This is a genomic window from Saonia flava (assembly GCF_011927795.1).
Lineage (GTDB): Bacteria > Bacteroidota > Bacteroidia > Flavobacteriales > Flavobacteriaceae > Saonia > Saonia flava.
The window spans coordinates 821,489-847,524 of record NZ_JAATJJ010000002.1 but is presented as its reverse complement, the minus strand read 5'-3'; the positions used below and the strand labels follow the sequence as shown (position 1 = coordinate 847,524).

General features: G+C 36.2%; 29 protein-coding genes. 20 read left to right on the top strand and 9 right to left on the bottom strand.

Translation table 11 applies throughout. The features are described 5' to 3' along the window. Window positions 1–80 precede the first annotated feature (80 nt). On the top strand, window positions 81–833 hold the full coding sequence (locus tag GGR42_RS15975; RefSeq protein WP_167966177.1) for a rhomboid family intramembrane serine protease: 753 nt from the start codon (window positions 81–83) through the stop codon (window positions 831–833). Here the strand turns inward: GGR42_RS15975 and rlmB are convergent. The 9 genes from rlmB to GGR42_RS15930 all read right to left on the bottom strand — a co-directional run bounded on the left by rlmB (window position 830) and on the right by GGR42_RS15930 (window position 15,418). After that, on the bottom strand, window positions 830–1,567 hold the full coding sequence (rlmB, locus tag GGR42_RS15970; RefSeq protein ID WP_167966175.1) for a 23S rRNA (guanosine(2251)-2'-O)-methyltransferase RlmB: 738 nt from the start codon (window positions 1,565–1,567) through the stop codon (window positions 830–832). The genes GGR42_RS15975 and rlmB overlap by 4 nt on opposite strands. A gap of 67 nt (window positions 1,568–1,634) precedes the next feature. Next, on the bottom strand, window positions 1,635–2,387 hold the full coding sequence (locus GGR42_RS15965; protein WP_167966173.1) for a hypothetical protein: 753 nt from the start codon (window positions 2,385–2,387) through the stop codon (window positions 1,635–1,637). 141 nt (window positions 2,388–2,528) lie between these two features. Further along, window positions 2,529–3,278, bottom strand: a complete 750-nt coding sequence (locus GGR42_RS15960; RefSeq protein ID WP_167966171.1) for a hypothetical protein — start codon at window positions 3,276–3,278, stop codon at window positions 2,529–2,531. Between the two features lie 68 nt (window positions 3,279–3,346). After that, window positions 3,347–6,703, bottom strand: a complete 3,357-nt coding sequence (locus GGR42_RS15955; RefSeq protein WP_167966169.1) for a VCBS repeat-containing protein — start codon at window positions 6,701–6,703, stop codon at window positions 3,347–3,349. A gap of 85 nt (window positions 6,704–6,788) precedes the next feature. Continuing rightward, window positions 6,789–8,153 carry an aryl-sulfate sulfotransferase gene (locus GGR42_RS15950; RefSeq protein WP_245201487.1) on the bottom strand — a complete coding sequence of 455 codons (1,365 nt, stop codon included), beginning with the start codon at window positions 8,151–8,153 and terminating at the stop codon, window positions 6,789–6,791. A gap of 327 nt (window positions 8,154–8,480) precedes the next feature. Next, on the bottom strand, window positions 8,481–9,377 hold the full coding sequence (locus GGR42_RS15945) for a hypothetical protein (protein WP_167966167.1): 897 nt from the start codon (window positions 9,375–9,377) through the stop codon (window positions 8,481–8,483). 105 nt (window positions 9,378–9,482) lie between these two features. Beyond that, on the bottom strand, window positions 9,483–10,454 hold the full coding sequence (locus GGR42_RS15940; RefSeq protein WP_167966165.1) for a hypothetical protein: 972 nt from the start codon (window positions 10,452–10,454) through the stop codon (window positions 9,483–9,485). Between the two features lie 9 nt (window positions 10,455–10,463). Further along, window positions 10,464–12,149 (bottom strand): SusD/RagB family nutrient-binding outer membrane lipoprotein, encoded by a 1,686-nt coding sequence (locus tag GGR42_RS15935; RefSeq protein WP_167966163.1) that lies wholly within the window; start codon window positions 12,147–12,149, stop codon window positions 10,464–10,466. A gap of 26 nt (window positions 12,150–12,175) precedes the next feature. Beyond that, window positions 12,176–15,418 (bottom strand): SusC/RagA family TonB-linked outer membrane protein, encoded by a 3,243-nt coding sequence (locus GGR42_RS15930; RefSeq protein ID WP_167966161.1) that lies wholly within the window; start codon window positions 15,416–15,418, stop codon window positions 12,176–12,178. A gap of 436 nt (window positions 15,419–15,854) precedes the next feature. Between GGR42_RS15930 and rpsL the strand changes: the two genes are divergently transcribed. The 19 genes from rpsL to rpsH all read left to right on the top strand — a co-directional run bounded on the left by rpsL (window position 15,855) and on the right by rpsH (window position 26,025). Next, a complete protein-coding gene (gene rpsL / locus GGR42_RS15925) occupies window positions 15,855–16,229 on the top strand; it encodes a 30S ribosomal protein S12 (RefSeq protein WP_013305196.1) in 375 nt (124 codons plus the stop codon). Window positions 16,230–16,251: 22 nt separating this feature from the next. Next, on the top strand, window positions 16,252–16,728 hold the full coding sequence (rpsG, locus tag GGR42_RS15920; protein WP_167966159.1) for a 30S ribosomal protein S7: 477 nt from the start codon (window positions 16,252–16,254) through the stop codon (window positions 16,726–16,728). Window positions 16,729–16,740: 12 nt separating this feature from the next. After that, the gene (fusA, locus tag GGR42_RS15915) at window positions 16,741–18,867 is read left to right on the top strand and encodes an elongation factor G (RefSeq protein WP_167966157.1); all 2,127 of its coding nucleotides are present in this window, start codon (window positions 16,741–16,743) and stop codon (window positions 18,865–18,867) included. A gap of 13 nt (window positions 18,868–18,880) precedes the next feature. Next, on the top strand, window positions 18,881–19,186 hold the full coding sequence (gene rpsJ, locus GGR42_RS15910; protein WP_007094989.1) for a 30S ribosomal protein S10: 306 nt from the start codon (window positions 18,881–18,883) through the stop codon (window positions 19,184–19,186). Between the two features lie 162 nt (window positions 19,187–19,348). Then, window positions 19,349–19,966: a 50S ribosomal protein L3 gene (gene rplC / locus GGR42_RS15905; RefSeq protein WP_167966155.1), complete on the top strand. Its 618-nt coding sequence runs from the start codon at window positions 19,349–19,351 to the stop codon at window positions 19,964–19,966. Next, entirely contained in the window at window positions 19,966–20,595 is a 630-nt protein-coding gene (gene rplD, locus GGR42_RS15900; RefSeq protein WP_167966153.1) for a 50S ribosomal protein L4, read from the top strand. Before rplC ends, rplD begins: the two co-directional genes overlap by 1 nt. A gap of 7 nt (window positions 20,596–20,602) precedes the next feature. Beyond that, on the top strand, window positions 20,603–20,893 hold the full coding sequence (gene rplW / locus GGR42_RS15895) for a 50S ribosomal protein L23 (protein ID WP_167966151.1): 291 nt from the start codon (window positions 20,603–20,605) through the stop codon (window positions 20,891–20,893). A 9-nt stretch (window positions 20,894–20,902) separates the two neighbouring features. Further along, window positions 20,903–21,727 carry a 50S ribosomal protein L2 gene (rplB, locus tag GGR42_RS15890; protein WP_167966149.1) on the top strand — a complete coding sequence of 275 codons (825 nt, stop codon included), beginning with the start codon at window positions 20,903–20,905 and terminating at the stop codon, window positions 21,725–21,727. A 13-nt stretch (window positions 21,728–21,740) separates the two neighbouring features. Beyond that, window positions 21,741–22,019: a 30S ribosomal protein S19 gene (gene rpsS / locus GGR42_RS15885; RefSeq protein ID WP_167966147.1), complete on the top strand. Its 279-nt coding sequence runs from the start codon at window positions 21,741–21,743 to the stop codon at window positions 22,017–22,019. Window positions 22,020–22,022: 3 nt separating this feature from the next. Beyond that, window positions 22,023–22,430, top strand: coding sequence for a 50S ribosomal protein L22 (rplV, locus tag GGR42_RS15880; protein ID WP_167966145.1), 408 nt, complete (start codon window positions 22,023–22,025; stop codon window positions 22,428–22,430). Between the two features lie 9 nt (window positions 22,431–22,439). After that, entirely contained in the window at window positions 22,440–23,159 is a 720-nt protein-coding gene (gene rpsC, locus GGR42_RS15875) for a 30S ribosomal protein S3 (RefSeq protein WP_167966132.1), read from the top strand. 19 nt (window positions 23,160–23,178) lie between these two features. Then, the gene (gene rplP / locus GGR42_RS15870; protein WP_167966130.1) at window positions 23,179–23,598 is read left to right on the top strand and encodes a 50S ribosomal protein L16; all 420 of its coding nucleotides are present in this window, start codon (window positions 23,179–23,181) and stop codon (window positions 23,596–23,598) included. 19 nt (window positions 23,599–23,617) lie between these two features. Continuing rightward, window positions 23,618–23,809, top strand: a complete 192-nt coding sequence (gene rpmC / locus GGR42_RS15865; protein ID WP_167966128.1) for a 50S ribosomal protein L29 — start codon at window positions 23,618–23,620, stop codon at window positions 23,807–23,809. 13 nt (window positions 23,810–23,822) lie between these two features. Then, window positions 23,823–24,080, top strand: coding sequence for a 30S ribosomal protein S17 (gene rpsQ, locus GGR42_RS15860; protein WP_167966126.1), 258 nt, complete (start codon window positions 23,823–23,825; stop codon window positions 24,078–24,080). Between the two features lie 2 nt (window positions 24,081–24,082). Then, window positions 24,083–24,451, top strand: coding sequence for a 50S ribosomal protein L14 (rplN, locus tag GGR42_RS15855; protein ID WP_167966124.1), 369 nt, complete (start codon window positions 24,083–24,085; stop codon window positions 24,449–24,451). A gap of 18 nt (window positions 24,452–24,469) precedes the next feature. Further along, a complete protein-coding gene (gene rplX / locus GGR42_RS15850; RefSeq protein ID WP_167966122.1) occupies window positions 24,470–24,781 on the top strand; it encodes a 50S ribosomal protein L24 in 312 nt (103 codons plus the stop codon). A 2-nt stretch (window positions 24,782–24,783) separates the two neighbouring features. Further along, on the top strand, window positions 24,784–25,335 hold the full coding sequence (gene rplE / locus GGR42_RS15845; protein WP_167966120.1) for a 50S ribosomal protein L5: 552 nt from the start codon (window positions 24,784–24,786) through the stop codon (window positions 25,333–25,335). 1 nt (window position 25,336) lies between these two features. Continuing rightward, window positions 25,337–25,606, top strand: coding sequence for a 30S ribosomal protein S14 (gene rpsN, locus GGR42_RS15840; RefSeq protein WP_167966118.1), 270 nt, complete (start codon window positions 25,337–25,339; stop codon window positions 25,604–25,606). 20 nt (window positions 25,607–25,626) lie between these two features. Then, the gene (rpsH, locus tag GGR42_RS15835) at window positions 25,627–26,025 is read left to right on the top strand and encodes a 30S ribosomal protein S8 (protein ID WP_167966113.1); all 399 of its coding nucleotides are present in this window, start codon (window positions 25,627–25,629) and stop codon (window positions 26,023–26,025) included. Window positions 26,026–26,036 lie beyond the last annotated feature (11 nt).

The window sequence follows — 26,036 nt, the reverse complement described above, 5'->3', positions numbered from 1 at the left end:
AAAACAAAATTTAGGATGACAATTTGTACTATTTTAGAAAAGTGGTAAATATTTTGTAGATAAAGGATTAAATTCAGTTTATGTCGGATTCAAATTATTTTAAATTTTCCAATAAAGTGTTGGTAGCACCTATGCTTTTGGTAATTTTTATATGGACTATTTTTTTAATTGAAGTTAGATTAGGTTTGAATTTTAATAACCACGGTATATATCCTAGAACATTTTCCGGTCTACAGGGCATTGTGTTTTCTCCTTTTATTCATGGGTCAATGGAACATTTGTATAATAATACCATCCCTATAGCCATCCTTACCGCTTCCTTGTTTTATTTTTATAACAAGATTGCTTTAAAAGTATTGTTATTGGGTGTTTTGCTTTCGGGATTGTTTACTTGGTTTATTGGTAGACCATCATATCACATAGGTATTAGCGGTCTTATTTATGTTCTTGCCAGCTTTATTTTTTTTAAAGGTATTTTTACTAAACATTACAGGCTCATAGCACTATCTCTATTTGTTGTTTTTATATATGGTAGTTTGTTATGGTATATTTTTCCTATTAAGGACGGTATTTCTTGGGAGGGACATTTGTCAGGTTTGATAACGGGATTAATTTTAGCAATTCTGATACAAACAAAAATACCGATACTTAAAAAATACAAGTGGGAAAGGGAAGACTATAATGAGGAAGAAGATGATTTTTTAAAACATTTTGATGAAAATGGGAATTTTATAGAAAACAAAGAAACCCCAATTGAGAAACCGGAAAATATATCCTTTAAGATTAACTATCATTATACAAATAAAGAGAAGGGGGATAATTCTTTGGATTAACTAAGCCTTTGTCTTACCACTTCATATAAAAAGACCCCACAGGCAACAGATACGTTTAGAGAACTTATTTCTCCCAATAAAGGCAACTTGGCTTTATAATCCACTGCTTTAAGAACCGAAGGGGATATTCCTATATCTTCGGACCCCATAACAATAGCAATAGGACCTAGTAGTGGAACCTGATATATTGTGTCTTCTGTTTTTTCAGTTGCTCCTATTACTTTTACACCACAAGCTTGCATATAAAAAACGGCATCTTTAATATGGTCTACTTTTGCAATAGGTATTTTAAATGCAGCGCCTGCTGAAGTTTTTATCGTGTCTGCCGTTACCGGAGCTGCTCCTTTTTTTGGTATAATAATACCGTCTACACCTGTACATTCAGCAGTTCTTATAATAGCTCCAAAATTTCGAACATCGGATAATTGATCTAATAAAAGAAAAAGGGGATTCTCTTTCTCTTGGATGATTGGTTCCACTAATTCCTCAATTGTGTGAAATTTAATGGGAGAGATACTTGCAATGGCACCTTGGTGATTATTTTTGGTAAGCCTATTGAGTTTTTCAATGGGTACATAGGATGATGAGATTCCTTTTTTGCGAATGAGGGTTTCCAGCTCTTTGGAAAGACTTCCCTGCAATCCTTTTTGTAGGAATACTTTATCGACTGTTTCATCGGAATTTATGGCTTCAATGATTGCCCTTATGCCATAAACCTGATTTTTCTTTTCCATCGGACAAAGGTAAATAAAAAACCATCCACAATTGGTGGATGGTTTTTATATAAGTATCAGTTTTATTTTAAGTCTTATTCACAAATTCAAAAACTTTTATTAAGTCTTTCTCTTTCTTAAGGTTCAATTTATTTTCTTTTATGAAGTTCTTTACCCTTACTTTTTCATCACCATTGAAAAGATTAATAATTTTTCCATTGTTTAAGGTTATTTCATCAATTCTACTAGCACCATTTGGCTGATAATAGTATTCGGTGAACTGGGTAAATTTATTTGGTACAGCTTTTACAAAAGAATTTTGGGCTTTTTGACCTTCTTTATAAGTTACCTTAATTCTGCGATAAAGGTTGTATTTGTCATTTTCCACTAGTGAGGTAAGATAGCCGTTGAGAGTTTTTCCCTTACGATCAATAAAAGTCTTAAACCCCATCTTTGAACCATCTATAAGAATACTTATAGATTTGTCTTTTCTTAGCCCTTTAAGGGTTTCGCCTGGAATAGTAGTTTGTTTTGTTTCAACTTCTTCATTATAAGCATTATATCTATAATAGACTTCTCCAATTTTATCATTCTCATAAAACATTACGGCTGGTTTAAACTCATTTGAAGTATAAGGGGAGCCTTGGAAATCATCAACTACGGCTTTATCAGATAGTTTTGCATAATGTCCTTCAATATTGCCTATAGCTTTATCTATAAAAGCTTGACTGACTCCTGCGCCACCTCCTTTGGATGAGGCTACTGCAACTTGACCAGCGTACTGCGCCATAGATATATTTGTCAAAAATGCGGTAATTGTAAATAATAGGATTTTTTTCATAATGTTTATATTTAAAACTGAGAGCATATACATTTACCATCAGTTAATTTTATTTATAAAAATGTAATGTATTGACATAAAGTTATATAAAAAAAGCCACCCTTTCAAAAGGATGGCTTTTTTTAGTATTAAATTATAAAATTACACTTTGTTCAAAAACTCAAAAACTTTTATCAAGTCGTTTTCATCCTTAATATTTAAATCATTTTCTTTTAAAAATACTTTTAACTTTTCCTTATCCTCTTCCTTTACCAATTTTAAAAGCTTTCCATTTTTTAATGATATTTCATCCATTCTGTTAACACCCTTTTGTTGAAAATAGTATTCTGTAAAATGTGAAAATCTATTTGGGATTGCTTTTATAAAAGAGTTCTGGGCTTTTTGACCTTCGGTATACTTTACATTAATCCTTCTATATAAATCATAGGTTTCTCCTTGGACTAATTCGGTAAGATAACCGTTAAGTGTCCGCCCTTTTACATCTATAAACGTTTTGAATCCCATTTTTTTACCATCAACTAAAATTTTCAGAGCTTTGTCCCTTCCTAAACTTTTAATTTTTTCTTCAGGTAGAATGGTTTTTTTGATTTCCACTTCTTCATTAAAGGCATTGTACCGATAATATACCTTGCCTAAGAATTCATCACCATAAAACATGGAGGTTGGAGCAAAATCATTTGAAGTATATGGAGATCCATGAAACTCTTTTATACTCGAGTTCATTCTTCTTGTACCCATTTCATTAATTGATCCATCTAAGGTGGCAATAGCTCCTGCACTGGCTGTTTGTGCTCCTGCACCAGCCATATTGCTAGCAACTTGACCAGCATATTGAGCTATTGAAAAATTAAAAAATAAACCTAGCGTAAAAAATAAAAGTACTTTTTTCATTGTAAAAATTTATAAGAGTCTAAGATACTGATTATATAACATTGTCAAATATTTTTGTGTTAATCTATTCAATTATTACGACCTGTGAATTTATGAACCACTATTTTTTCATTATTTGCCGTATTCAATACTAAAATTTCATTTTTTGTTTTCAGCACTTCAATGTCTTTAACGTTCCCATCTAGATATAATCCACTTTCTTGATGCATTTTGGGATAATAACCATCCTTGCCATTGGATATAAGAACCAATCCAGAAATTGCATCCAAGCGAGGTGTTTCCACTTCTGTGTCATATATATTGCCAGCAATAATGCAATCTTGATACCCATCATCATTTAGATCATAAAATACTAAATCCATAATGGGTGAATATTGTGCTTCTATAGGTAGTATTTTTTTTTCAAAATTGCCATTTCCTCTATTGATCAGCATTATTGATCTAAATTCCGTTACCTCGTTTTGATATGACTGACTAAGTTTTTCGCCATAGACATCGGTCAAAGTTGCATTTGCAAAATCATTGTATGTTGGGAATTTTTCTTGTATAAATGGCATTTGTTGAGAGGAACATTCTCTTCCCCTAACAGGTACATATTCTCCATGGTATTTTTTAGTTAAAACAATATCCGGTGTGCCATTATTATCAAAATCGTTTGCATAAATTTTAAGGGGTTTGTCAGCACTAGCCTTAAATTTTAAGTTCAAACCTACATTTCCAACCAAATAATCTTTTAAGCCATCATTGTTTATGTCAGTTTCACGAATTGTGTACCACCATCCCTTTTCATTTAATTCTGGAATATCATTAGATATGTTGGTAAAACTTCCTTTTTTGTTTTCATAAAAACCAATGGTAGTCCATTCTCCCACTGCTATGAAGTCGTCCCAACCATCATTGTTAAAGTCTGTTGTGATTATACTGTTTATTATTCCAAAATCTAATAGTCCTTTTGCCTTTTCTTGTGTTACATCTTTTAATATGCCATTTGTGTTTTCATATAAAGTAGATGTAGTTGGTTTGGGGTAATTCTTTGGAACAATGCGATTCCCAATTAGTATATCATTATCACCATCTTTATCAAAATCTAGAATGGCTATTGATTTTCCACTTTTTGGATTTTCCTCTAATGCCTGGCTTTTTAGTTTGGTAAACTCCCCGTGTCCATTATTAATGTATAATCTGTCAGTATAATAGGATGAATTTTCATCAAATTCGTTACCTCCGCTGACCACATAAAGATCTAAATCATTGTCACCGTCAAAATCAAAGAATTTTGATTCCATATCTTCATGGCCTTTATCATTTTCCAAAATGGGAGAAATCATTTTTTTGAATCCGTAGGAGGTCTGAACATATAATTCACCTGCCTGTCCAGATGCGCCACCTATATATATATCTTCCAACATATCGCCATTTATATCACCTTTTGATATAAAAGGTCCTATTGTGGATTGTTTATATGGCAAAAGAATTTCTTTTTCAAAATCATCATAGAAATTTTCTTTATGTGAATAACTGATGTTATAATTTGATGGATTTATTTTGGAAAATAGAGCCTTCGTTATTTTGGATTTTCTTTTCTGGGCTGTGGCATTTTTTTCTTCAAAAGTCAAAAATGAATTTGCAGGGACATTATATTTTTCTTCAATTTTACCACTTGGCCATTCAATAGCAATTGTATCCACTTTTTTCTCATCTCCTAGTCCGAAGTAGGCAATATCATCTTGTGAAGACCTATAACCACGTACTCTTCTACATTCCACGAACTGGGATTTACCGTTGTAGGATATTTTAATTTTGGGGTAGGACTCAGAAAGATTTCCAATTCCTTTTACTTTTAAATAATTGCCCAAATTATTTTCTACGGATAGATTTTTGTAGAGAAATGAATTTTCGTCCATGTTGTTGACTACTAAGTCCAAATCACCATCATTGTCAAAATCCCCTTGCGCAGCACCATTACTAAAGGAAAAGTCATCCAAGCCCCAATTAGATGCAGTGTTAGAAAATTCTAATCCTTTTTTATTTTCATAAAGTATATTTGGTAACTTTTCCGATGGCATTTCTGCATAAAGCTGTTTTTTTACTTCTAAAGGAATGTTGCCCCCATAGCTTGTTTTGGCATCAAATACTTTGTTCTGTAAATCATTATCCAATGCATATTTTCTATAGCCATTGGTAATATAAATGTCTTTATCTTCATCTAAATCATAGTCAGACATCAATACGGACCAACTCCAATCGGTATTTGCAGTTTCTGTTAATTGGGCAACATTATTGAATTTATTGTTACCAATATTTAATTGTAACGAGTTGTACATGTACTGATAGTGAAAATTTGCTTTGTTTACCAAATAATCAAATCTTGATGTGCTCATGGAGGCCATTAATGTTTTGGACCTAACATGATCATTGGCGGCCATATCCAAAACAAAAATATCTTGTTTGTTATCATTGTTTATATCAGCTACATCCAGGCCCATGCCATAATATGATATTTGATTGGTGAACGTTTTAATTTGGTCTGAAAAGGTTCCATTTCCATTGTTAATAAATAGGGCATCTGGAATATAATAGTCACTGGCAATATAAAAATCCAATAATCCATCTTCATTAATATCAGTTATTGATAATCCAAGGCCAAAAATGGGCCGCTCTATACCTGCTTGTTTTGTTACATTTTTAAATATGCCATTTTCATTACGATATAGGTGAGAACTGTTAAAATGCATGGTTTCCTGATTGCCTTCAACCAATTTGTAAAGACTAATAGGGTCTACACCATATAATTCATTTTCGTTCATAACTATACAATCCAAATCTCCATCATTGTCATAATCAAAAAATGCAGATTGTGTACTTATGCCCATATCTGCTAAACCGTAGGATTCTGCTTTTTCACTAAAAGTTCCATTTTTGTTATTGATGAAAAGTAGATTTTTTCTATTTAATCTTTGATTTGGACCTCCTTGTGAGATATAAATATCTTTCCAGCCATCATTGTTAATATCTACAAATGTTATACCATTGGACCAGTTTTTACCATCATTGATATTGGCAGTTTCGCTTATATCTTCAAATACAAAATCTCCCTTATTTATATATAGTTTGTTGTTGACCTGGTTTCCACAAAAAAATATATCCAGTAACCCATCATTGTTAATATCCTCTACACCTACGCCAGCACCATTATAGAAATAATCAAAGTTGAATAAATTATCCAGCGTTTCCACATTCTCTGTGATAGTATTTGAGAAAATCAGATTACTCTTATCAATTCCTACTTTTTCAAATACTTTTGAAGATGATGATAGAAGGGTATTGTCTTGCTGAGCTGCACTTTTGTCATCAGGCTTATTTTTATTAATACATGAAAAAGTAAGAGAAGCAATTATTAATGGAAAAAAAATATTTTTTTTCATTGAATTAATTATGTAGAAGGCAACTTCTGATTTCATATATAGGTTTGAAAATGTTCTTTAAGTATTTTGAAATCAAATATTAGGATTAAAGCCCTAATGTTTTTATCTCAGGAGAATCCTTACTATGATGATATCCTCTCCAGAAAAAGCCTTGAGAATTACACTTCCAAACCACTTCCTTATCGCGTGTTACTTCCCAAAATCCAAAATCTCCTTCGGTTATTAGAATATTACCGTTGGGAAGCTCTACCGCGCCCGAGACTTTAGGAGAATAGAGATCGGGATCAGTAAAACTCCATGTCACTTTCAGTTCATTATTAGTATTGGGCTTTAAATCATATACCTCTGGAAGCTCTAGCTCGTAAACGGTTGATTGATTTAGACCATTTCCATTGGAAAAAATAAGTAATTTCCCTTGATTATCACCTTTGAGTAAGTTGGGAAAATGATTATTATGGAATATACGGTTTCCTTGAGTGTTCCTATAGGTTTCAGGATTTCCAAAACGATATATTAAATCTCCTCCTTTACCATAATTTCCACCAGTATTGGAAGAAGCTTCTTGTGTTGTTGTACTGTGGTCTATTACCCATACTTCTGAATAAAAGTTTACACTTAACAACATAACATCATTTTCTTCGTCATAGGCGATTGCATTGGCATGCATAATATCTCCTTTAACATCTGATAGGGTCCCAGATATAGGAAGGTAATTAATGTCTATTAGCTCAGGATGGTCTACAACTTGGCCATAATTTTCTTTGGTATTGTCATAATCTTGGATTAGATGATCCCATGAATGCCATTCCCATACTATTTCACTTGTAGTTGGGTTTATCTCTATTATTGATTCGGGAAATATATCTTCATCCAACATAAATCCAGCCTGGGCAGCCTCTGCAGCAGATACTCTCTGCCAAACCATGGCAATTATATTACCGTTGGGCAACAACTCAACATCATGATGGGTTTCTCCCTCCAACGTAGAATAAATAAAATCCCATTCAACAGTTTCATCTGGTGATACTATTTGAAGTCTTCCACCTTTTCCTCCTAATTTAATTGTGGGGTCATCGGATTCTAGGGATGCTAATAAATTTCCATTTGGTAATAATAATACATCATTGCCAATGTTATTTGTTAAACTCCATTCATGCAGTAAACGGGCTTCTTTATCCATAAGATAAACGCGGTTTCCTCCTGCATCATTGACTAGTATGTAATTGTCATCTATTTTTTCGGCATTAAATACCTCAACTATTCCTTCGGGAGTAAAATCAGGTGTCTCTTCAATTTCAGGCTCTTCTTCAGTTTCTTCTGGAACTAATTCATCAATGATTACTTGAGTCTCCTCCGCAACCACATTGTCACTTGTACAAGAGGACAAGAATATTGTTAATGTCCATAATATTGTCATCAAAGAAATGGCCCAACTTAATTTATTTTTCATTGATTATTTTTTTGGAATTCCCATTAGTTATTTGAGTAATGGACTATTATTCTAATAATCCAATGTCTTTTTTTAATAAAATTACTAATGTCTATAAATACTTTTTTTTTTCAAAATATTAAACAAATTTAACATTGTATTTTGGGTATTATAAAGGAATTGGGGCTAGATGGTATTAGGTTGTTTAAGGAACCAACCTGGATTTCTTTATTCAGTCATATGAGGACTATGATATGTAATTCTTGAAAGCCCACGGGTTGCAAAGATTATTATATAAAAAAGGCCCAAATTTAAATTGGGCCCTTTTTTTAAAAAATCTATAAACTATTAATAGTTCTTTACGCAATAATTTATGAGTTCCACCCCAGGAGTGGGAGTAGTATCCGCATAGGCCTCTTGTGTAAGTATTACATTGCCATTGGCAGAAGTAATAGTATAGCCTATTTCCCCATCCCAATTACCAGAAGTAAATCTAATAGAGATTACCTCAGCATCAGTCGGTACTGTAAGCGTTTCTAAAGAAGCACCACCTTCTGATCCATCTACGAGGAATTCCATTTCCTCACCATCCAAGGTTACCGTCAATGAAGCTCCATTCCATCCATCGCCATAGGCATCAGTCATGTCAAAAATCCAATCACCAGCTGCTGGAGGAGAAGGAGGGCAAACAATAGTCGCCCCGTACAAGAAAGGAGAACTAAAGAAAGAACCCGTTAAAGTACCAGAATTATCAGCAAAAGAAAATCTTCTACCATCAGAAAGAACTAATTCGAAACGAACTCGAAACTCATCACCACCATCAATATCACTTTCAGAAACACCGGTGATAGCCAAAAGTTCTGGTAAGGTTATTTGATAGGTGAATCTAGGTAAATCAAATTCGCCAATAGTAAATGTTGAACTGGCAATATTCTCAACAAAAGATTCAGGAGTGGTTGCGCCAACACCATTGTCCGGCGTGTTATCTTGAAAATTGGCGAATACATCAATAGATTGAACCAGCGCTCCATTTTCAGAATCTTGTACCTCTAAGTCAACTCCAAAAAATCCATCTGCCTCCCCAATAGGCAATTCATTGGAAACAACATTTACTGTTCTTAAAATAGCACCTCTTGTTGTATTGTCCACAACATCGTCCACAATTGCATCACCTTCATCACAGCTAGTTGAAGCTAACAAAAGCATTACAGGAATAATTAAATAAGATTTAAAATTTAATTTCATGTTAATCATATTTTATATAAGAAGTTATTGTAATGTTAAACTGCATTAAAGTTCAATGAAATGTATTTAAACCACCCGTTTAACGGGTGGTTTATAATAACCTTCTTATTGTTTAACTAATTCGGCAATAACATTTGCACCGCCTCCACAATCATCGGCTTCATCTTCAAAGAAAGCAAATGTTAAAACACTATCATCAGTGATAGCTACATCATATGTGCCATTGGGCTCACCTTTTGGAGGTCCAAAGCTAATGCCAGCAACACACTGTAATCCACTACTTTGCCCTGTTGGTATAATGATTTCACCACAAACTAAATCCATTACGAACTCAGCAGGGCCATTTCCAATTGCAAATTGTGGTAAATAAGTGGCAGAGAAAACTCTCTGTGTACTTACTTCACCAACAGACAAAGTAACTTCTGTACCTTGGCCCCAAGTGGTTCCAAAGGGTCCACCGGTAACATTGCTTAAGATGTAGGTCCCAACAAATTTATCTTCAGGAACCAAACAAACCACTGTTGGAGTGTATAAAAATGGTGAGCTGAAGAAAGAACCTGTTAAGGTACCAGAATTGTCAGCAAAAGAAAACCTTCTACCATCAGTCAGTACCAATTCAAATCTTACGGTAAATTGATCTCCACCATCGATATCGGTATCACTTAATCCCAAAGAGGACAGCATATCGGTCAACGGTATTGAATAAGATGTTCTTGGTAGATCAAATTCACCAATGGTAAAACTTGAACTAGGCAATGTTGTTGCCAGTATTTCATCTTTATCCAAATCAGGACCTCCATCATCTGAATTATCCCTGAACCCTAAGTAAACTTCGATATTGTCAACTAATGCACCGTTTTCTTCATCTTGAACCTCAAGCTCAACTGAAAATTCGGCATCTGCAACTCCAATAGGTAATTCATTGGAAATTAAGTTTACCGTCCTCAATATGGCTCCTCTTGTTGTATTGGCAACCACATCATCTACTACTGCATCCCCCTCATCACATGCATTAAATAGCATGGTAACAAAGGCAAGCATTGTTAGAATAAGTTTATTATTAATACTTTTCATCATCTTACTTTTTTAGTTAGCTACTGGAAAAGTAGGACTTGAAGGATTGGTATCCCAAAATACTTGCTGTGTCAAATCCGTTTTTTGATCCAAATTTGGGTTAGTGATAACCTCATTTTGTGGATACAAAAATGTTCTTGGAAATGCTCCTGGATTAGGCTCCCAGTTTGGCATTAAAGTCGTTGGGAACCCTGTTCTTCTATAAAAATTATAGGCTTCCGTTGCACCACCAAATAATGTTACAAAGTATTGCTCGGCTAGAACATTCATTTTATCATCACCAGTTGATGATGTAAATGCAGCAACTTGCGCATCAATGAATGCTGTTACCTCTGTTGCAGTTGCTCCAACTGATAAATCTGCTGAACCATCCAAGTCACCAAAACTTTGAACTTTGGCTATTGATTTAACCAAACCATCTTCCATGTGACCGCTTACTACTGCATCAGCTGCTCCGGTTGCCATAGCTACTTCCGCTTCCCAAAAGTCTACATAGGAAGCCAATAGGATAGGCTCTATACCAGCACCACCACCACCAAGTCCAAGACCAACTACATCAAAGCTGTCATCATCAAAACGTCCACCTGCAGGATAAACACCGTTAGCTGTTCTTTGGAAACCATCTGGAGGAGTACCTTCATCATTTCCGTGAGATCTACCCCAGTAACCGTTGGTAACACTACAGTATGTAAAACCACCATCTATATAATGCTGTGGAGGAACTACTAAAGAACAAGCCAATAATTCCTCGTCTGGAGCGGCATCTGCGCCTGGAGTGGCATCTTCCTGTCTGTAGAAATAATATCTAATTCTAGGATCGCCATTAAGCAACATTTGCTCCATTAACCAGTTTGACTGGTATATATTGGCACCACTTGTTGTATAATCAGTGGCATAATCTGGATGTCTGGTATCTGGAGATAATTCTCTAGTTCCATACTGCCATTGAAAATCATCAGCACTATCTGCTATGTAGTTTCCACCGGAAATAATATTGTTGAATGCAGCGGTGTTTCCTGTCGTTACATAGGCCTTTAAGCGAATGGTATTGATTAATTTGATCCATTTAGAAGTGTCACCTCCATAGAAGAAATCAGCGGCGCCATTTGTTGAAGGTCCTGAAGCAAGCAAACTTTGCGCTTCATCCAACAATGCCAATGCACCAGCATATACCGTTGCCCCATCATCTAATAAAGGTGCAGGGAACTCAGATGGATTTCCTGCTTGGGTCAATGCTGCTTCACCTAAATAATCCACTAACAATAAGAGCATATGTGCCTTTAAAGTTTGCCCAACACCAATATGAAAAGAGTAATCCACATCGGTAACAGCATCGATTTGTTTTAGGTTTTCAACATTGGTAAACATACCTACGTTAACATTGCCATCACCATTACCATTTAATCCACTACTATAGGTTCTTGACCATATGGTATTGAATGTTGTACCCGCATAATTGTTGAAATAATCCCTACCGTTCATATAATCTATACGAGTCAACTCTGCTCCTCTATCACTTATTACTGACATATTGGTTGAATAAGCCAATTGTATTGAATTCAATAACAAGTTAGGATCTGCTTGATCAGAAGCAAGGTCGTTTGGACTAACAAGTAAGTCCAAGTCCGTTGTTTCGCATGAGTTGAAAAAACCACCCACTAAAAAAACAACTGTTAAATATTTTACTATTTTTTTCATAATATCTATGCAATTATTTATTTATCTTAAAATGTAGCCTTAACACTTAAACCATATCTTTTTGAACTAGGTCCATTAAGGAAATCAAATCCTTGGCTATTTCCTACACCTACACCTTGAACGTTAGGATCAAAATTAGCTCCATCAGGCGTATTGTAAGCGTTATACCATAGGTTGTTACCTTGTAAGGTAAATGTCAATGAACCAAAAGGCGTCTTGTCCAAAAATTTAGATGGGAAAGAATATGCCAAAGAAACTTCCTGTAAACGAACTACGGATGCATCATATATTTTTGCCTCAGCAGGACCAAACAATAAGTTGCTGAAGAAGTACGTAGAGTTGTTCAACTGAATGTTATTAGGCTCACCAGTACTTTGTCTAACACCTGGAAGGATAAAAGTATTTTCCCTATCCTGAGTTTCTACGATCAAACCTCTTCCTAGAAGTGTAGCAATTGTACTAGACATAATATCCCCTCCTTTTATGTGGTTGAATTGAAAGCCTAAATTCCAGTTTTTATATGAAATGCTATTAATTAAGTTCATCGTATAGTCAGGATTTGGATCACCAATAACTGGTACATTTCCATCTATATCTTGCTCAGTACTTATATAGTTACCAGCATCATTTATTAATAGATTGCCTGCTTCATCTCTTTGGAACGCAGTACCTACAATTGAACCTAGTGGCTTGCCTTCTATTGCAGCGTTACCACCAACAAAAAGTGCTGTACTTCCTGCATAGATAATGATATCTTGCTCTTGCTCAGTCACAACAGGATTGTATGTAGAGAAATTAACCCTAGTGTTCCAATTAAAGCCATCCGATTCATTGCTTCTAAACCAATCAATAGCTGCATCAACTTCAATACCATCTCCTTCAATTTTACCTACATTACTTTGCGTAAATGTAAAACCTGTGGATGGTGAAAGGGGTTCACGAACAATCAAATCCTTGGTTGTACGGTCAAAATAGGTAAAGTCAAGAGAAACTCTATTGTCCAAGAACCTAGATTCAAACCCAACTTCAAATTCTGATAACAATTCTGGCTTTAAGTTTGGATTTGCTTTAAATCCAGCAACTTGGTTCGTTGTAACCTCACCACCTTCTCCGTTCACCTGCGTGCTTTGTTCAACAATACTAACAGTTGGGTATGCCGATGGGAATGTAGCTGATTGTCCTACACCTGCTCTCAATTTTAAGAAATTAAGTCCATTCTGTGATTGCAATCCACGGAAAGCGGTAGTTGGCAAAAATGACAAACTAGCACTTGGATAGGTCTTACTGTTATTCTCTGTAATAAGGTTAGATACCCAGTCAGTTCTTGTTGATGCTGTTAAAAACAACATGTTGTCATAATCAAAGGTTGCTTGACCCAATACACCTGCAATATTTCTTCTCTCCGTATATTGAATAGGTGATTGATTGGAATAGTTAAAGTGTCTTGCAACACCATAAACTATTTGTCCTGTACTTGCCACACCTTGTTGGTCAAAAGTTGTTGACCTTGTTGTAGCACCAACATTAAAGGACATTCCCAATTTTTCTGATAGGTCATAATTACCATTCAAGGCTAAATAATGATCCCATATTGTATTGGTATTATCATAAGTATTCAAGAAACCAAAAATTGCGGCATTAAAGTTTACACCACCTTTATTGGAATACTGAACGTTTCTTTCATTATAAAAGTCCATACCTGCACGGTAGGTAAGGTCTATGTTGTCGTTTAATTCATATGTCATGGATGCATTCCAAAAGAACCTGTTGGTCAACTGCGAATTTTTAACATTTTTTTCAATCCATCTAGGGTTGATAATGTCATTTCCATTTCTATAATATACACTGGACTTATCGATAGGATTTTCAAAAGGAAGTCCCATTAAATCAACACTACGAGGCGTAAAGAATACGTTTGCAAAAAGAGAAAGCCCTAAGGTTCCGTTACCTCTACTTGCTGCAATAGGTGGTGTTCTGTAATCGGTTCTCGCATAGTTCATAGTTGCGGCAACTGTAAACTTATTAGATAGTCGAGAACGACCACCAACAGAAACAGTGGCTCTGTTTAATGAGTTGCCCGGAACAAAACTATCCTCATCCAAGTAACCAAAGTTTACATTGTAAGAAGTATTTCCATCGGCAGTACCTCCATTGATGTTTACGGATGTATTGCTGATACCTGCTGGTCTAAAAAAGTCTCCAACTGAATTGTATGGCTTCCAATCATATCTGGCACCTTGCAATTCAGGAAAAGCATCTCGTGTTGCTGCCACGGCAGTTGTGGAATATGGGTGTTCCAAAGTTCCTTGGTCATCAATGGCAGCTTGATTGCCCCATCCAGAAACTCCACCACGATCAAAACTGGGACCCCAGTTACTAAAGAACCAACCAAATGATTGGTCAAAACCGTTACCATATTGATTTTGGTAGTCTGGCATTGATGCAAAAGCATTGACAAAGTATGATTGGTTAACGGTAATTTCACTCTTTTTAGCTCCACCAGTACCTGCTGCAGCTTTCGTAGTGATTAAAATAACACCATTTTTACCTTGCGTACCATATAAGGTAGCAGCTGCCAAACCTTTAAGCACCTCTACATTGGCAATATTGTTTGGATCTAAATCCAAGAAACGTGAAGAACCAGTATTTCCATCCAAGAAGCTGGAAGCATTTCCACTCTGGGATTCTGCATTGGTATCACTACTAAAAGGCACACCATCTACGACAAACAAAGCTTGGTTACTGCCACTAAATGAACTTAGACCCCTGATTACCACATTGGTACCAGAACCAGACATACCACCTGCGGAAGTAATATTTACACCAGACGCTTTACCGGACAAGACTCTGGCGATATCACCTTCAGCTCTTTGTTCCAGGTCTTCTTCACCAACAGAAGATACTGCATACCCTAAGGCTTTCTTTTCACGCTTAATACCTTGGGCGGTTACAATAACCTCTTCCAAAGCCTGGGCATCTTCTTCCATTTGGACATTCATGGTGCTACTAGCCCCAACTACACTTCTAATGTCTTTTTGTCCTATGTAAGAAAAAAGTAGGGTTTGACCTTCACTAGCACTTATGGCGTAGTTTCCGTCAAAATCGGTTTGAGTACCTGTAGTAGTACCCTCTACAACGATGTTAACTCCAGGCAAGGGAAGACCGTCTTGGTCTGTAACGTTACCTGAAATCGTTTTTTCTTGTGCAAAAGACAAATGCACAATAAACGCCAATAACAGCGTTAAGATTCCATTTGATTTTGTTCTCATTTTTTAAATTATTTGAATTAGCTATCGGCAAAAGTGATAATTTCACCTTAATATTCCAAACGAATTTTAATAAAACTTTAAGAGTATGTAAAATAATATAACTTTCCCATTAGCCTTTGTTAAAAAATCGAATATGCGCAGTTTTCCATATTTATATTAAAGAATCCTCAAATTTTAGATGTTTTTTAACATTTTAAAATTGGGGGAAAATTTTAAATTGAAACATAATATTAAGTTGTATATAGGTAAAGATAATCCAAACTTTGGGCATTGTGCAATTATGGGAATCTTGCAAAATAATTGATGTTCAACAGGGTCGTATTCCCATTCTTAAAAAAAAAGTAAAAAATTAATCCCCTAGTGTTTGAAATACTGTGAATTATTACTACATTTGCCAGCCCTTAAAAGAGGGTAAGTTTATACATTTATATATAGTATGCCAACAATTTCACAATTAGTACGAAAAGGAAGGGCCACAATTACTAAGAAGAGTAAATCGGCTGCTTTGGATTCGTGTCCTCAAAGAAGAGGTGTTTGTACGCGTGTTTACACAACTACTCCAAAGAAACCAAACTCAGCAATGCGTAAAGTTGCAAGGGTTAGGTTAACTAATGGAAAAGAAGTGAACGCTTACATACCTGGTGAAGGACACAATTTGCAAGAGCACTCGATAGTATTAGTAAGAGGCGGAAGGGTAAAAGATTTGCCAGGAGTGCGATATCATATTGTTAGAGGGGCTTTGGACACAGCAGGTGTTGCAGGCAGAACTCAGCGAAGATCTAAGTACGGAGCAAAACGACCTAAAAAGTAATTAAAACTTTTAAAGAGAAGACATGAGAAAAAAACAAGCGAAAAAAAGACCGCTTTTACCAGATCCAAGATTTAATGATCAGCTGGTAACTCGTTTTGTGAACATGATGATGTGGGATGGAAAGAAATCGATCGCTTTTAAAGTATTCTACGATGCAATAGATATTGTTGAGGAGAAAAAGACCGATGACGAGAAAACAGCTTTGGAAATATGGAAAGATGCATTGTCGAATGTAATGCCCCATGTGGAAGTAAGAAGTAGAAGAGTGGGTGGAGCTACATTTCAAATTCCAATGCAGATTAGACCAGATAGAAAAATATCTACTGCTATGAAATGGCTTATCAGTTTTTCAAGAAAGAGAAATGAAAAGTCTATGGCGCAAAAATTAGCTTCAGAAATATTGGCTGCTTCCAAAGAAGAAGGCGCTGCAGTTAAGAAAAGAGTGGATACCCACAAAATGGCCGAAGCAAATAAAGCATTCTCTCACTTTAGATTTTAATCAGATATAGAAATGGGAAGAGATTTAAAGTACACAAGAAATATAGGTATTGCTGCGCATATTGATGCTGGTAAGACAACAACAACAGAGCGTATACTTTTTTATACAGGAGTGAGTCATAAAATTGGGGAGGTGCATGATGGTGCTGCAACAATGGACTGGATGGAGCAAGAACAGGAGCGTGGTATTACTATTACTTCTGCTGCTACAACTTGTACATGGCAATTTCCTTTAAAAAATGCACTGCCTACTCCAGAAACTAAAGGATACCATTTTAATATTATTGATACTCCCGGTCACGTTGATTTTACAGTCGAGGTGAACCGTTCTTTAAGAGTTCTTGATGGATTGGTTTTCTTATTTAGTGCGGTTGATGGTGTTGAGCCTCAATCTGAAACTAACTGGAGATTGGCCGATAACTACAAAGTGCCAAGAATTGGGTTTGTTAACAAAATGGATAGACAGGGAGCTAACTTTCTTATGGTAAATAAGCAGGTTAAGGAAATGTTGGGGTCTAATGCGGTGCCAATTGTTTTGCCTATTGGTGATGAAGCTGATTTTAAAGGTATTGTAGATTTAGTTAAGAATAGAGCCATTGTTTGGCACGATGATAATTTTGGGGCAACTTTTGATGTGGTTGATATTCCAGAGGAAATGAAGGATGAAGTTAAGGAGTACAGGGCTGCTTTAATTGAAGCTGTGGCGGAGTACGATGAAAACTTGATGGAAAAATTCTTTGAGGATGAAGATTCTATAACAGAAGATGAAGTGCATGCTGCACTAAGGGCTGCTGTTATGGATATGAGTATCATACCAATGATATGTGGTTCCTCATTTAAGAATAAAGGTGTTCAATTTTTATTGGATGCTGTTTGTAGATATTTACCTTCTCCGACTGATAAGGATGCAATTGTTGGGATTAATCCTGATACAGAGGAGGAAATTTCAAGAAAACCAGATGTAAAAGAGCCATTTGCTGCTTTGGCATTTAAGATTGCCACGGATCCTTTTGTTGGTCGCTTGGCATTTTTCCGTGCATATTCTGGTAGGTTGGATGCTGGGTCATATATATTGAATAACAGATCTGGTAAAAAAGAACGTATTTCTCGTATCTATCAAATGCACTCCAATAAACAAAATGCTATTGATTATATTGAGGCAGGTGATATTGGTGCAGCAGTTGGGTTTAAAGATATTAAGACTGGAGATACCATGTCTGATGAAAAACATCCAATTGTTCTGGAGTCTATGGATTTTCCTGATCCAGTAATAGGTATTGCAGTTGAGCCAAAAACAAAGGCAGATGTGGATAAATTAGGTATGTCTTTGGCTAAATTGGCTGAAGAAGATCCTACTTTTCAGGTTAAAACGGATGAGGCGTCTGGCCAGACTATTATCTCTGGTATGGGTGAGCTTCACTTGGATATAATTGTTGACCGATTAAGACGTGAGTTTAAGGTGGAGGTAAACCAAGGTCAACCTCAGGTTGAATATAAAGAAGCTCTTACAGCAACTGCTAATCATAGGGAGACTTATAAGAAGCAATCTGGTGGTCGTGGTAAATTTGCTGACATCGTATTTACTATGGAACCTGCAGAGGAAGGTAAGTCTGGGTTGGAGTTTGTGAATATAATTAAAGGGGGTAATATCCCTAAAGAATATATTCCTTCTGTGGAAAAAGGGTTTAAAGAGGCTATGAAAAATGGTCCTTTGGCTGGATTTGAAATGGATAGTATGAAGATTACCTTAAAGGATGGTTCTTTCCATGCGGTGGATTCTGATTCATTGTCTTTTGAATTGGCTGCCAAAATGGGATACAAGGCGGCGGCTAAAGCAGCACGTGCTGTACTTATGGAGCCTATCATGAAATTGGAGGTTATAACACCAGAAGAAAACATGGGTGATATTGTAGGTGATTTGAACCGAAGAAGAGGTCAAGTTAACGATATGTCAGATAGAGCTGGAGCCAAAGTTGTTAAAGGTGAAGTGCCGCTTTCAGAAATGTTCGGTTATGTTACATCATTAAGAACGTTGTCTTCAGGTAGGGCAACTTCTACAATGGAATTTTCACATTATGCTGAAACTCCTTCCAATATTGCGGAAGAAGTTATTAAGGCAGCTAAAGGTGTAACCGCTTAAACTAATTAGTAAGATGAGTCAAAAAATTAGAATAAAACTAAAATCATACGATCACAATTTGGTGGATAAATCCGCTGAGAAGATTGTAAAGACAGTAAAGACTACTGGTGCGGTGGTTACGGGTCCAATTCCTTTACCAACACACAAAAAGATATTTACAGTATTGCGTTCACCGCACGTAAATAAAAAGTCTAGAGAGCAATTCCAGTTAAGTTCGTATAAGAGATTATTGGATATATATAGCTCTTCATCTAAAACAATCGATGCTTTAATGAAGCTTGAATTGCCAAGTGGAGTAGAAGTAGAGATTAAGGTGTAGTGCTTTAATGTTGAGGGCTTAGCCTTCAAATACATGTCCGGAGCGTTTCGCAAAGGAAAAATGGAAAAAAAATATATTCGGGGTCGAATTATTTTTGGCCCTGTTTTTTTGTCTAAAAATTGACAATTTAGAAAAAAGTTTTAGTAATTAATAAATATAAATATGTCTGGGTTAATAGGAAAAAAAGTAGGTATGACCAGCATTTTCGATGAAAATGGGAAAAATGTCCCATGTACAGTAATCGAAGCTGGACCATGCGTAGTTACCCAAGTCAGAACCGAAGAGGTAGACGGGTACAGTGCCCTTCAACTTGGTTTCGATGACAAGGCAGAAAAACGTGCTAATAAACCCGAATCGGGTCATTTTAAAAAGGCAGGTACTTCTCCTAAAAAGAAAGTCGTAGAATTCCAAGGTTTTGAAGGTGAATACAAATTAGGTGATTCCATAGGGGTTGATCTTTTTGTAGAAGGAGAATTTGTAGATGTTGTTGGAACATCTAAAGGAAAAGGTTTTCAAGGTGTTGTTAAAAGACATGGCTTTGGAGGTGTAGGACAGTCAACGCACGGTCAGCACAATAGATTAAGAGCTCCAGGTTCCATTGGTGCCGCATCTTATCCTGCGAGAGTATTCAAAGGTATGAGGATGGCCGGTAGAATGGGCGGTGAACGTGTATCTGTTCAAAACCTAAGAGTTTTAAAAGTAGTTCCAGAAAAGAACCTTCTAGTTGTTAAAGGTTGTGTTCCTGGTCATAAAAACGCTTACATAACTATTGAGAAGTAATGAAAGTAGCAGTTTTAGATATTAAAGGAAAAGAAACAGGTAGAAAGGCAGACCTTTCTGACGATGTTTTCGGAATAGAGCCAAATACTCATGCTATTTATTTAGACGTAAAGCAGTATCAGGCACATCAGAGACAAGGTACTCATAAGTCGAAGGAAAGAGCTGAGATTGTAGGGAGTACTAGAAAGATTAAAAAGCAAAAAGGTACGGGTACTGCTCGTGCTGGTAGTATCAAATCTCCGGTTTTTAGGGGTGGTGGTAGAATCTTTGGCCCAAGACCTAAAGATTATACGCAAAAGCTTAACAAAAATGTGAAGCGCTTGGCTAGAAAATCAGCTTTGAGCATTAAGACAAAAGAGAAGGCAGTTTTGGTGGTTGAAGACTTCAATTTTGAAGCTCCAAAAACACAGGATTTTATCCAGGTTTTGAAGTCTTTGGGATTGGAAAACAAAAAATCTTTATTTGTGTTGGGCGATTCAAATAATAATGTATATTTGTCGTCACGCAATTTAAAGCGTTCCGAAGTTGTAAACAACTCAGAATTAAGTACTTACAAAATATTAAATGCAAATAATATTGTGCTTTTAGAAGGGTCTTTGGAAGGAATAGAAGCGAACTTAAAAAAGTAGGTAAATCATGAGTGTGTTGATAAAGCCAATTATTACAGAAAAAATGACAGCGGATAGCGAACTTTATAATCGTTATGGCTTCATGGTGGATCCAAAAGCAAACAAGCTTCAGATTAAAGAAGCGGTAGAGGCTGCTTATGGTGTTTCTGTTGAGAAAGTTCGTACCATGAATTATGGGCCAAGTCGTAAATCCCGATACACTAAAACAGGTGTGCAACATGGGAAGACAAATGCTATTAAAAAGGCAATTGTGGATGTGGCAGAAGGAGATATTATTGATTTTTACAGTAATCTATAAAGACAAAAAATGTCAGTTAGAAAATTAAAACCAATCACTCCTGGACAGCGTTTTAGAGTAGTAAACGGATTTGACTCGGTTACTACTGATAAGCCGGAGAAAAGCTTGCTTGCTCCGTTAAAAAAGTCCGGAGGTAGAAACAGTCAAGGAAAAATGACCATGCGCCATAGAGGTGGAGGTCATAAAAGAAGGTATCGTATTGTTGATTTTAAACGTGAGAAGCAAGATGTTGCTGCCGAAGTTAAATCTATACAATACGATCCAAATAGAACAGCTTTCATTGCTATGGTAGAATATGCCGATGGTGAAAAGAGGTATGTTGTTGCGCAAAATGGATTGCAGGTTGGGCAAAAAGTATCTTCTGGGGAAAATGCAGCGCCGGAAATAGGAAATGCACTTCCATTATCTAACATTCCTTTAGGGACAATTATATCCTGTATAGAATTGCGTCCAGGTCAAGGAGCTGTTATGGCAAGAAGTGCTGGTACATTTGCTCAGTTAATGGCTAGGGAAGGAAAATTTGCCACGGTAAAATTACCTTCTGGTGAGACCAGGTTGGTTTTGGTGAACTGTTTGGCTACCATTGGTGCAGTTTCTAATTCTGATCATCAGTTATTGGTGTCTGGTAAAGCTGGTAGAAGTAGATGGTTGGGTAGAAGGCCAAGAACTAGGCCGGTAGCTATGAACCCTGTTGATCACCCAATGGGTGGTGGAGAAGGTAGAGCTTCTGGTGGTCATCCAAGATCTAAAAATGGTATACCTGCTAAAGGCTTTAGAACTCGTTCTAAGACTAAGAGCACTAATAGATATATAATAGAACGTAGAAAGAAATAAAAAGTAGAAAGAAATGGCACGTTCACTAAAAAAAGGACCTTTTGTTCATCACAGTTTAGATAAAAAAATTCAGCAAAATGTTGAGTCTGGAAAGAAAACTGTCATCAAAACATGGTCTAGAGCATCAATGATAACTCCAGATTTTGTAGGGCTTACAATTGCAGTTCATAATGGAAGACAGTTTGTTCCTGTGTATGTAACTGAAAATATGGTAGGTCACAAATTGGGTGAGTTTTCACCAACCAGATCTTTTAGAGGTCATGCTGGTGCAAAAAACAAAGGTAAAAAGTAAGCTATGGGAGTTCGAAAAAGACAGATGGCCGAAAAGATTAAGGCTGAAAAGAAGCAAATTGCTTTTGCTAAGTTGAATAACTGCCCAACCTCACCAAGAAAAATGCGTTTGGTTGCAGATCAAGTAAGAGGAGAGCAAATTGAAAAAGCGTTGGCTATTTTAAAGTTTAGTCCTAAAGAAGCTTCTCGTAGACTGGAGAAATTATTGCTTTCCGCAATAGCTAACTGGCAGTCTAAAAATGAGGAGGCTAATATAGAAGATGCAGATCTTTTTGTAAAGGAGATAATGGTAGATAGCGGTAGTATGTTGAAAAGACTAAGACCAGCTCCTCAAGGTAGAGCACATAGAATAAGAAAACGTTCCAACCATGTTACATTGGTTTTGGGATCTAACAATAACATCGAAAGCTAGAGCAATAGTATGGGACAGAAAACAAATCCAATCGGCAATCGTCTAGGTATTATCAGAGGGTGGGAATCCAACTGGTATGGAGGAAATGACTATGGTGATAAATTGGCTGAAGATGATAAGATAAGAAAATATGTTCATGCTCGTTTGGCTAAGGCCAGTGTTTCTAGAGTAATTATTGAGCGTACCTTAAAGCTTATAACTATCACAATTACCACTGCAAGACCAGGTATTATTATTGGTAAAGGTGGTCAAGAGGTGGATAAGTTAAAAGAGGAGCTTAAAAAGATAACCGATAAAGAAGTTCAAATCAACATCTTTGAAATTAAGAGGCCAGAGTTGGATGCTAATCTTGTAGCGGCTAGTGTTGCCCGTCAAATAGAGAGTAGAATTTCTTTTAGACGTGCTATTAAAATGGCTATCGCAGCAGCAATGAGAATGAATGCTGAAGGAATTAAAATTCAAATTTCTGGGCGTTTGAACGGTGCTGAAATGGCGCGCTCTGAGTCTTATAAAGATGGTAGAATTCCATTGTCAACTTTTAGAGCGGATATAGATTATGCGTTGCATGAGGCTCATACCACTTATGGTAGATTAGGAATTAAAGTGTGGATCATGAAAGGCGAGGTTTATGGTAAGAGAGAGCTTTCCCCATTAGTTGGAATGACTAAAGGTCAAGGAAAAGGTGGTGGAAAACAAGATGGAGGTAGAAAACCACGTCGTAGAAAGTAATTTGTTAAAGTAGAGAAAAATGTTACAGCCGAAAAGAACAAAATTTCGTAAAGCCCAGAAGGGACGTATGAAGGGTAATTCCCAGAGAGGACACCAACTTTCCAATGGTATGTTCGGTATAAAATCATTGGATTCGCACTTCATTACTGCTCGTCAAATAGAAGCAGCTCGTATTGCTGCTACCAGATATATGAAAAGGCAAGGACAAATGTGGATTAAAATTTTCCCGGACAAGCCCATTACAAAGAAACCTCTTGAGGTGCGTATGGGTAAAGGTAAGGGTGCTCCAGAATATTTTGTGGCCGTTGTTAAGCCGGGAAGAATTATGTTTGAGGTTGCTGGTGTGCCAATGGATGTGGCTAAAGAAGCATTGCGTTTGGCTGCACAAAAATTACCAGTGAAAACTAAGTTTATTGTTGCAAGAGATTATTCGGCTTAATTTTTAAGGTTTTAAAATTATGAAACAGACAGAAGTAAAAGAATTATCGATTGAGGAGCTTAAAAGTAAATTAGCTGAATTTAAGAAGCAACATGCGGATTTGAAGATTGCCCATTCAGTTACACCATTGGAGAATCCTCTTCAAGTAAGAAAAGTAAGAAGAACTGTGGCAAGATTGGCAACAGAATTAACAAAAAGGGAATTACAATAATTGATTCTGCCTTATGGAAAATAGAAATTTAAGAAAAGAAAGAATAGGCGTTGTCACCAGCAACAAAATGGAGAAATCAATTGTGGTTTCCGAAGTAAAACGAGTTAAACATCCTATGTATGGTAAGTTCGTTTTAAAAACAAAGAAATACGTTGCTCACGATGAAAAGAATGATTGCAACGAAGGTGATACCGTTAAAATTATGGAAACAAGACCATTGAGTAGGACTAAATGTTGGAGATTGGTTGAAATCCTGGAAAGAGCTAAATAATTATGTTACAGCAAGAATCTAGATTAAAGGTAGCGGACAATACAGGTGCAAAGGAAGTTTTAACTATCCGTGTGCTTGGAGGTACAAAAAGAAGATACGCATCTATTGGTGATAAAATAGTAGTTACAGTAAAAGAAGCTACTCCTAATGGAGCCATTAAAAAAGGAGCTGTATCAACTGCAGTTGTCGTTAGAACAAAAAAGGAAGTAAGGAGGCCAGATGGTTCTTACATCAGGTTTGATGATAACGCATGTGTACTTCTTAACCCAACAGGGGAAATGAGAGGAACAAGGGTTTTTGGACCAGTTGCTAGAGAACTTAGGGATAAACAATTTATGAAAATTGTATCTCTTGCGCCTGAAGTACTTTAATATTTATTTGGTAAGAAGATGAAATTAAAAATAAAAACAGGAGATACGGTAAGAATTGTTGCAGGTGACCATAAAGGTGCCGAAGGTAAGGTAATGACTGTTGACCGTGAAAAGAACAAAGCGATAGTAGAAGGTGCTAACATGGTTTCTAAACATGAGAAACCAAGTGCAAAGAACCCTCAAGGAGGTATCGTTAAGAAAGAAGCTCCCATCCATATTTCCAACTTGGCATTGATAGATTCCAAATCTGGTGATACAACAAGGGTTGGGTATGAGACAAGAGATGGAAAAAAAGTAAGATTTTCCAAAAAATCCAATGAAGTAATTTAGTTATGGGGTACGTTCCAAGATTAAAAGAAGAATATAAAGAGCGCATAGTGACTGCTCTTAAGGATGAGTTTGGTTACAAAAATGTAATGCAAGTTCCTAAACTGCAAAAAATTGTGGTTAGTAGAGGTGTTGGTGCTGCCGTTGCCGATAAAAAATTGATTGACCATGCTGTTGATGAGTTGACCAATATTACAGGGCAAAAGGCGGTTTCAACTATGTCTAAAAAGGATGTTGCTGCATTTAAATTACGTAAGGGAATGCCAATTGGTGCAAAAGTGACCTTGCGAGGAGAAAGAATGTATGAATTTCTTGATAGATTAATAACTTCTGCTTTACCAAGGGTTAGAGATTTTCAAGGGATTAGGGCTACAGGTTTTGATGGTAGGGGTAATTATAGTCTGGGTGTTACAGAGCAGATTATCTTTCCTGAAATAAATATAGACAAGATAAACCGTATCAATGGAATGGATATTACGTTTGTAACTTCCGCTGAAACGGATAAGGAGGCAAAATCATTATTAACAGAATTAGGATTACCTTTTAAAAAGAACTAGTATGGCTAAAGAATCAATGAAAGCCCGCGAGGTTAAAAGAGCTAAAACTGTAGCTAAATATGCTGAGAAAAGAAAGGCTTTGAAAGAAGCTGGTGATTATGAAGCATTACAGAAATTGCCAAAAAATGCATCACCTATACGTATGCACAATCGTTGTAAATTAACGGGTAGACCAAAAGGTTATATGAGAACTTTTGGAATTTCTAGGGTAATGTTCAGAGAGATGGCGAATAAAGGTTTGATTCCTGGAGTTAAAAAAGCAAGTTGGTAAGACTTTAAAAGGTAAAAAAAATGGTTACAGATCCTATAGCAGATTACTTAACAAGAGTTAGAAATGCCAGCAGCGCGGGGCATAGAGTAGTAGAAATACCTTCTTCTAATTTAAAAAAGGAAGTTACTAAAATATTATTTGATCAAGGATATATTTTAAGTTACAAATTTGAAGAAGCAGAAGTACAGGGAACAATTAAGATAGCTTTAAAATATGATAAAGTTACCAAAGAACCTGTGATTAGAAAAATACAACGAATTAGTAAGCCAGGTTTGCGTAAGTATGCTGCTTCTGATGAGTTGCCAAGAGTTCTTAATGGTTTGGGAATAGCTATTGTGTCCACTTCACATGGAGTAATGACCAGTAAACAAGCTAAAAAGGACAATGTTGGTGGCGAAGTTTTGTGTTACGTTTATTAATAAGAGCAAAG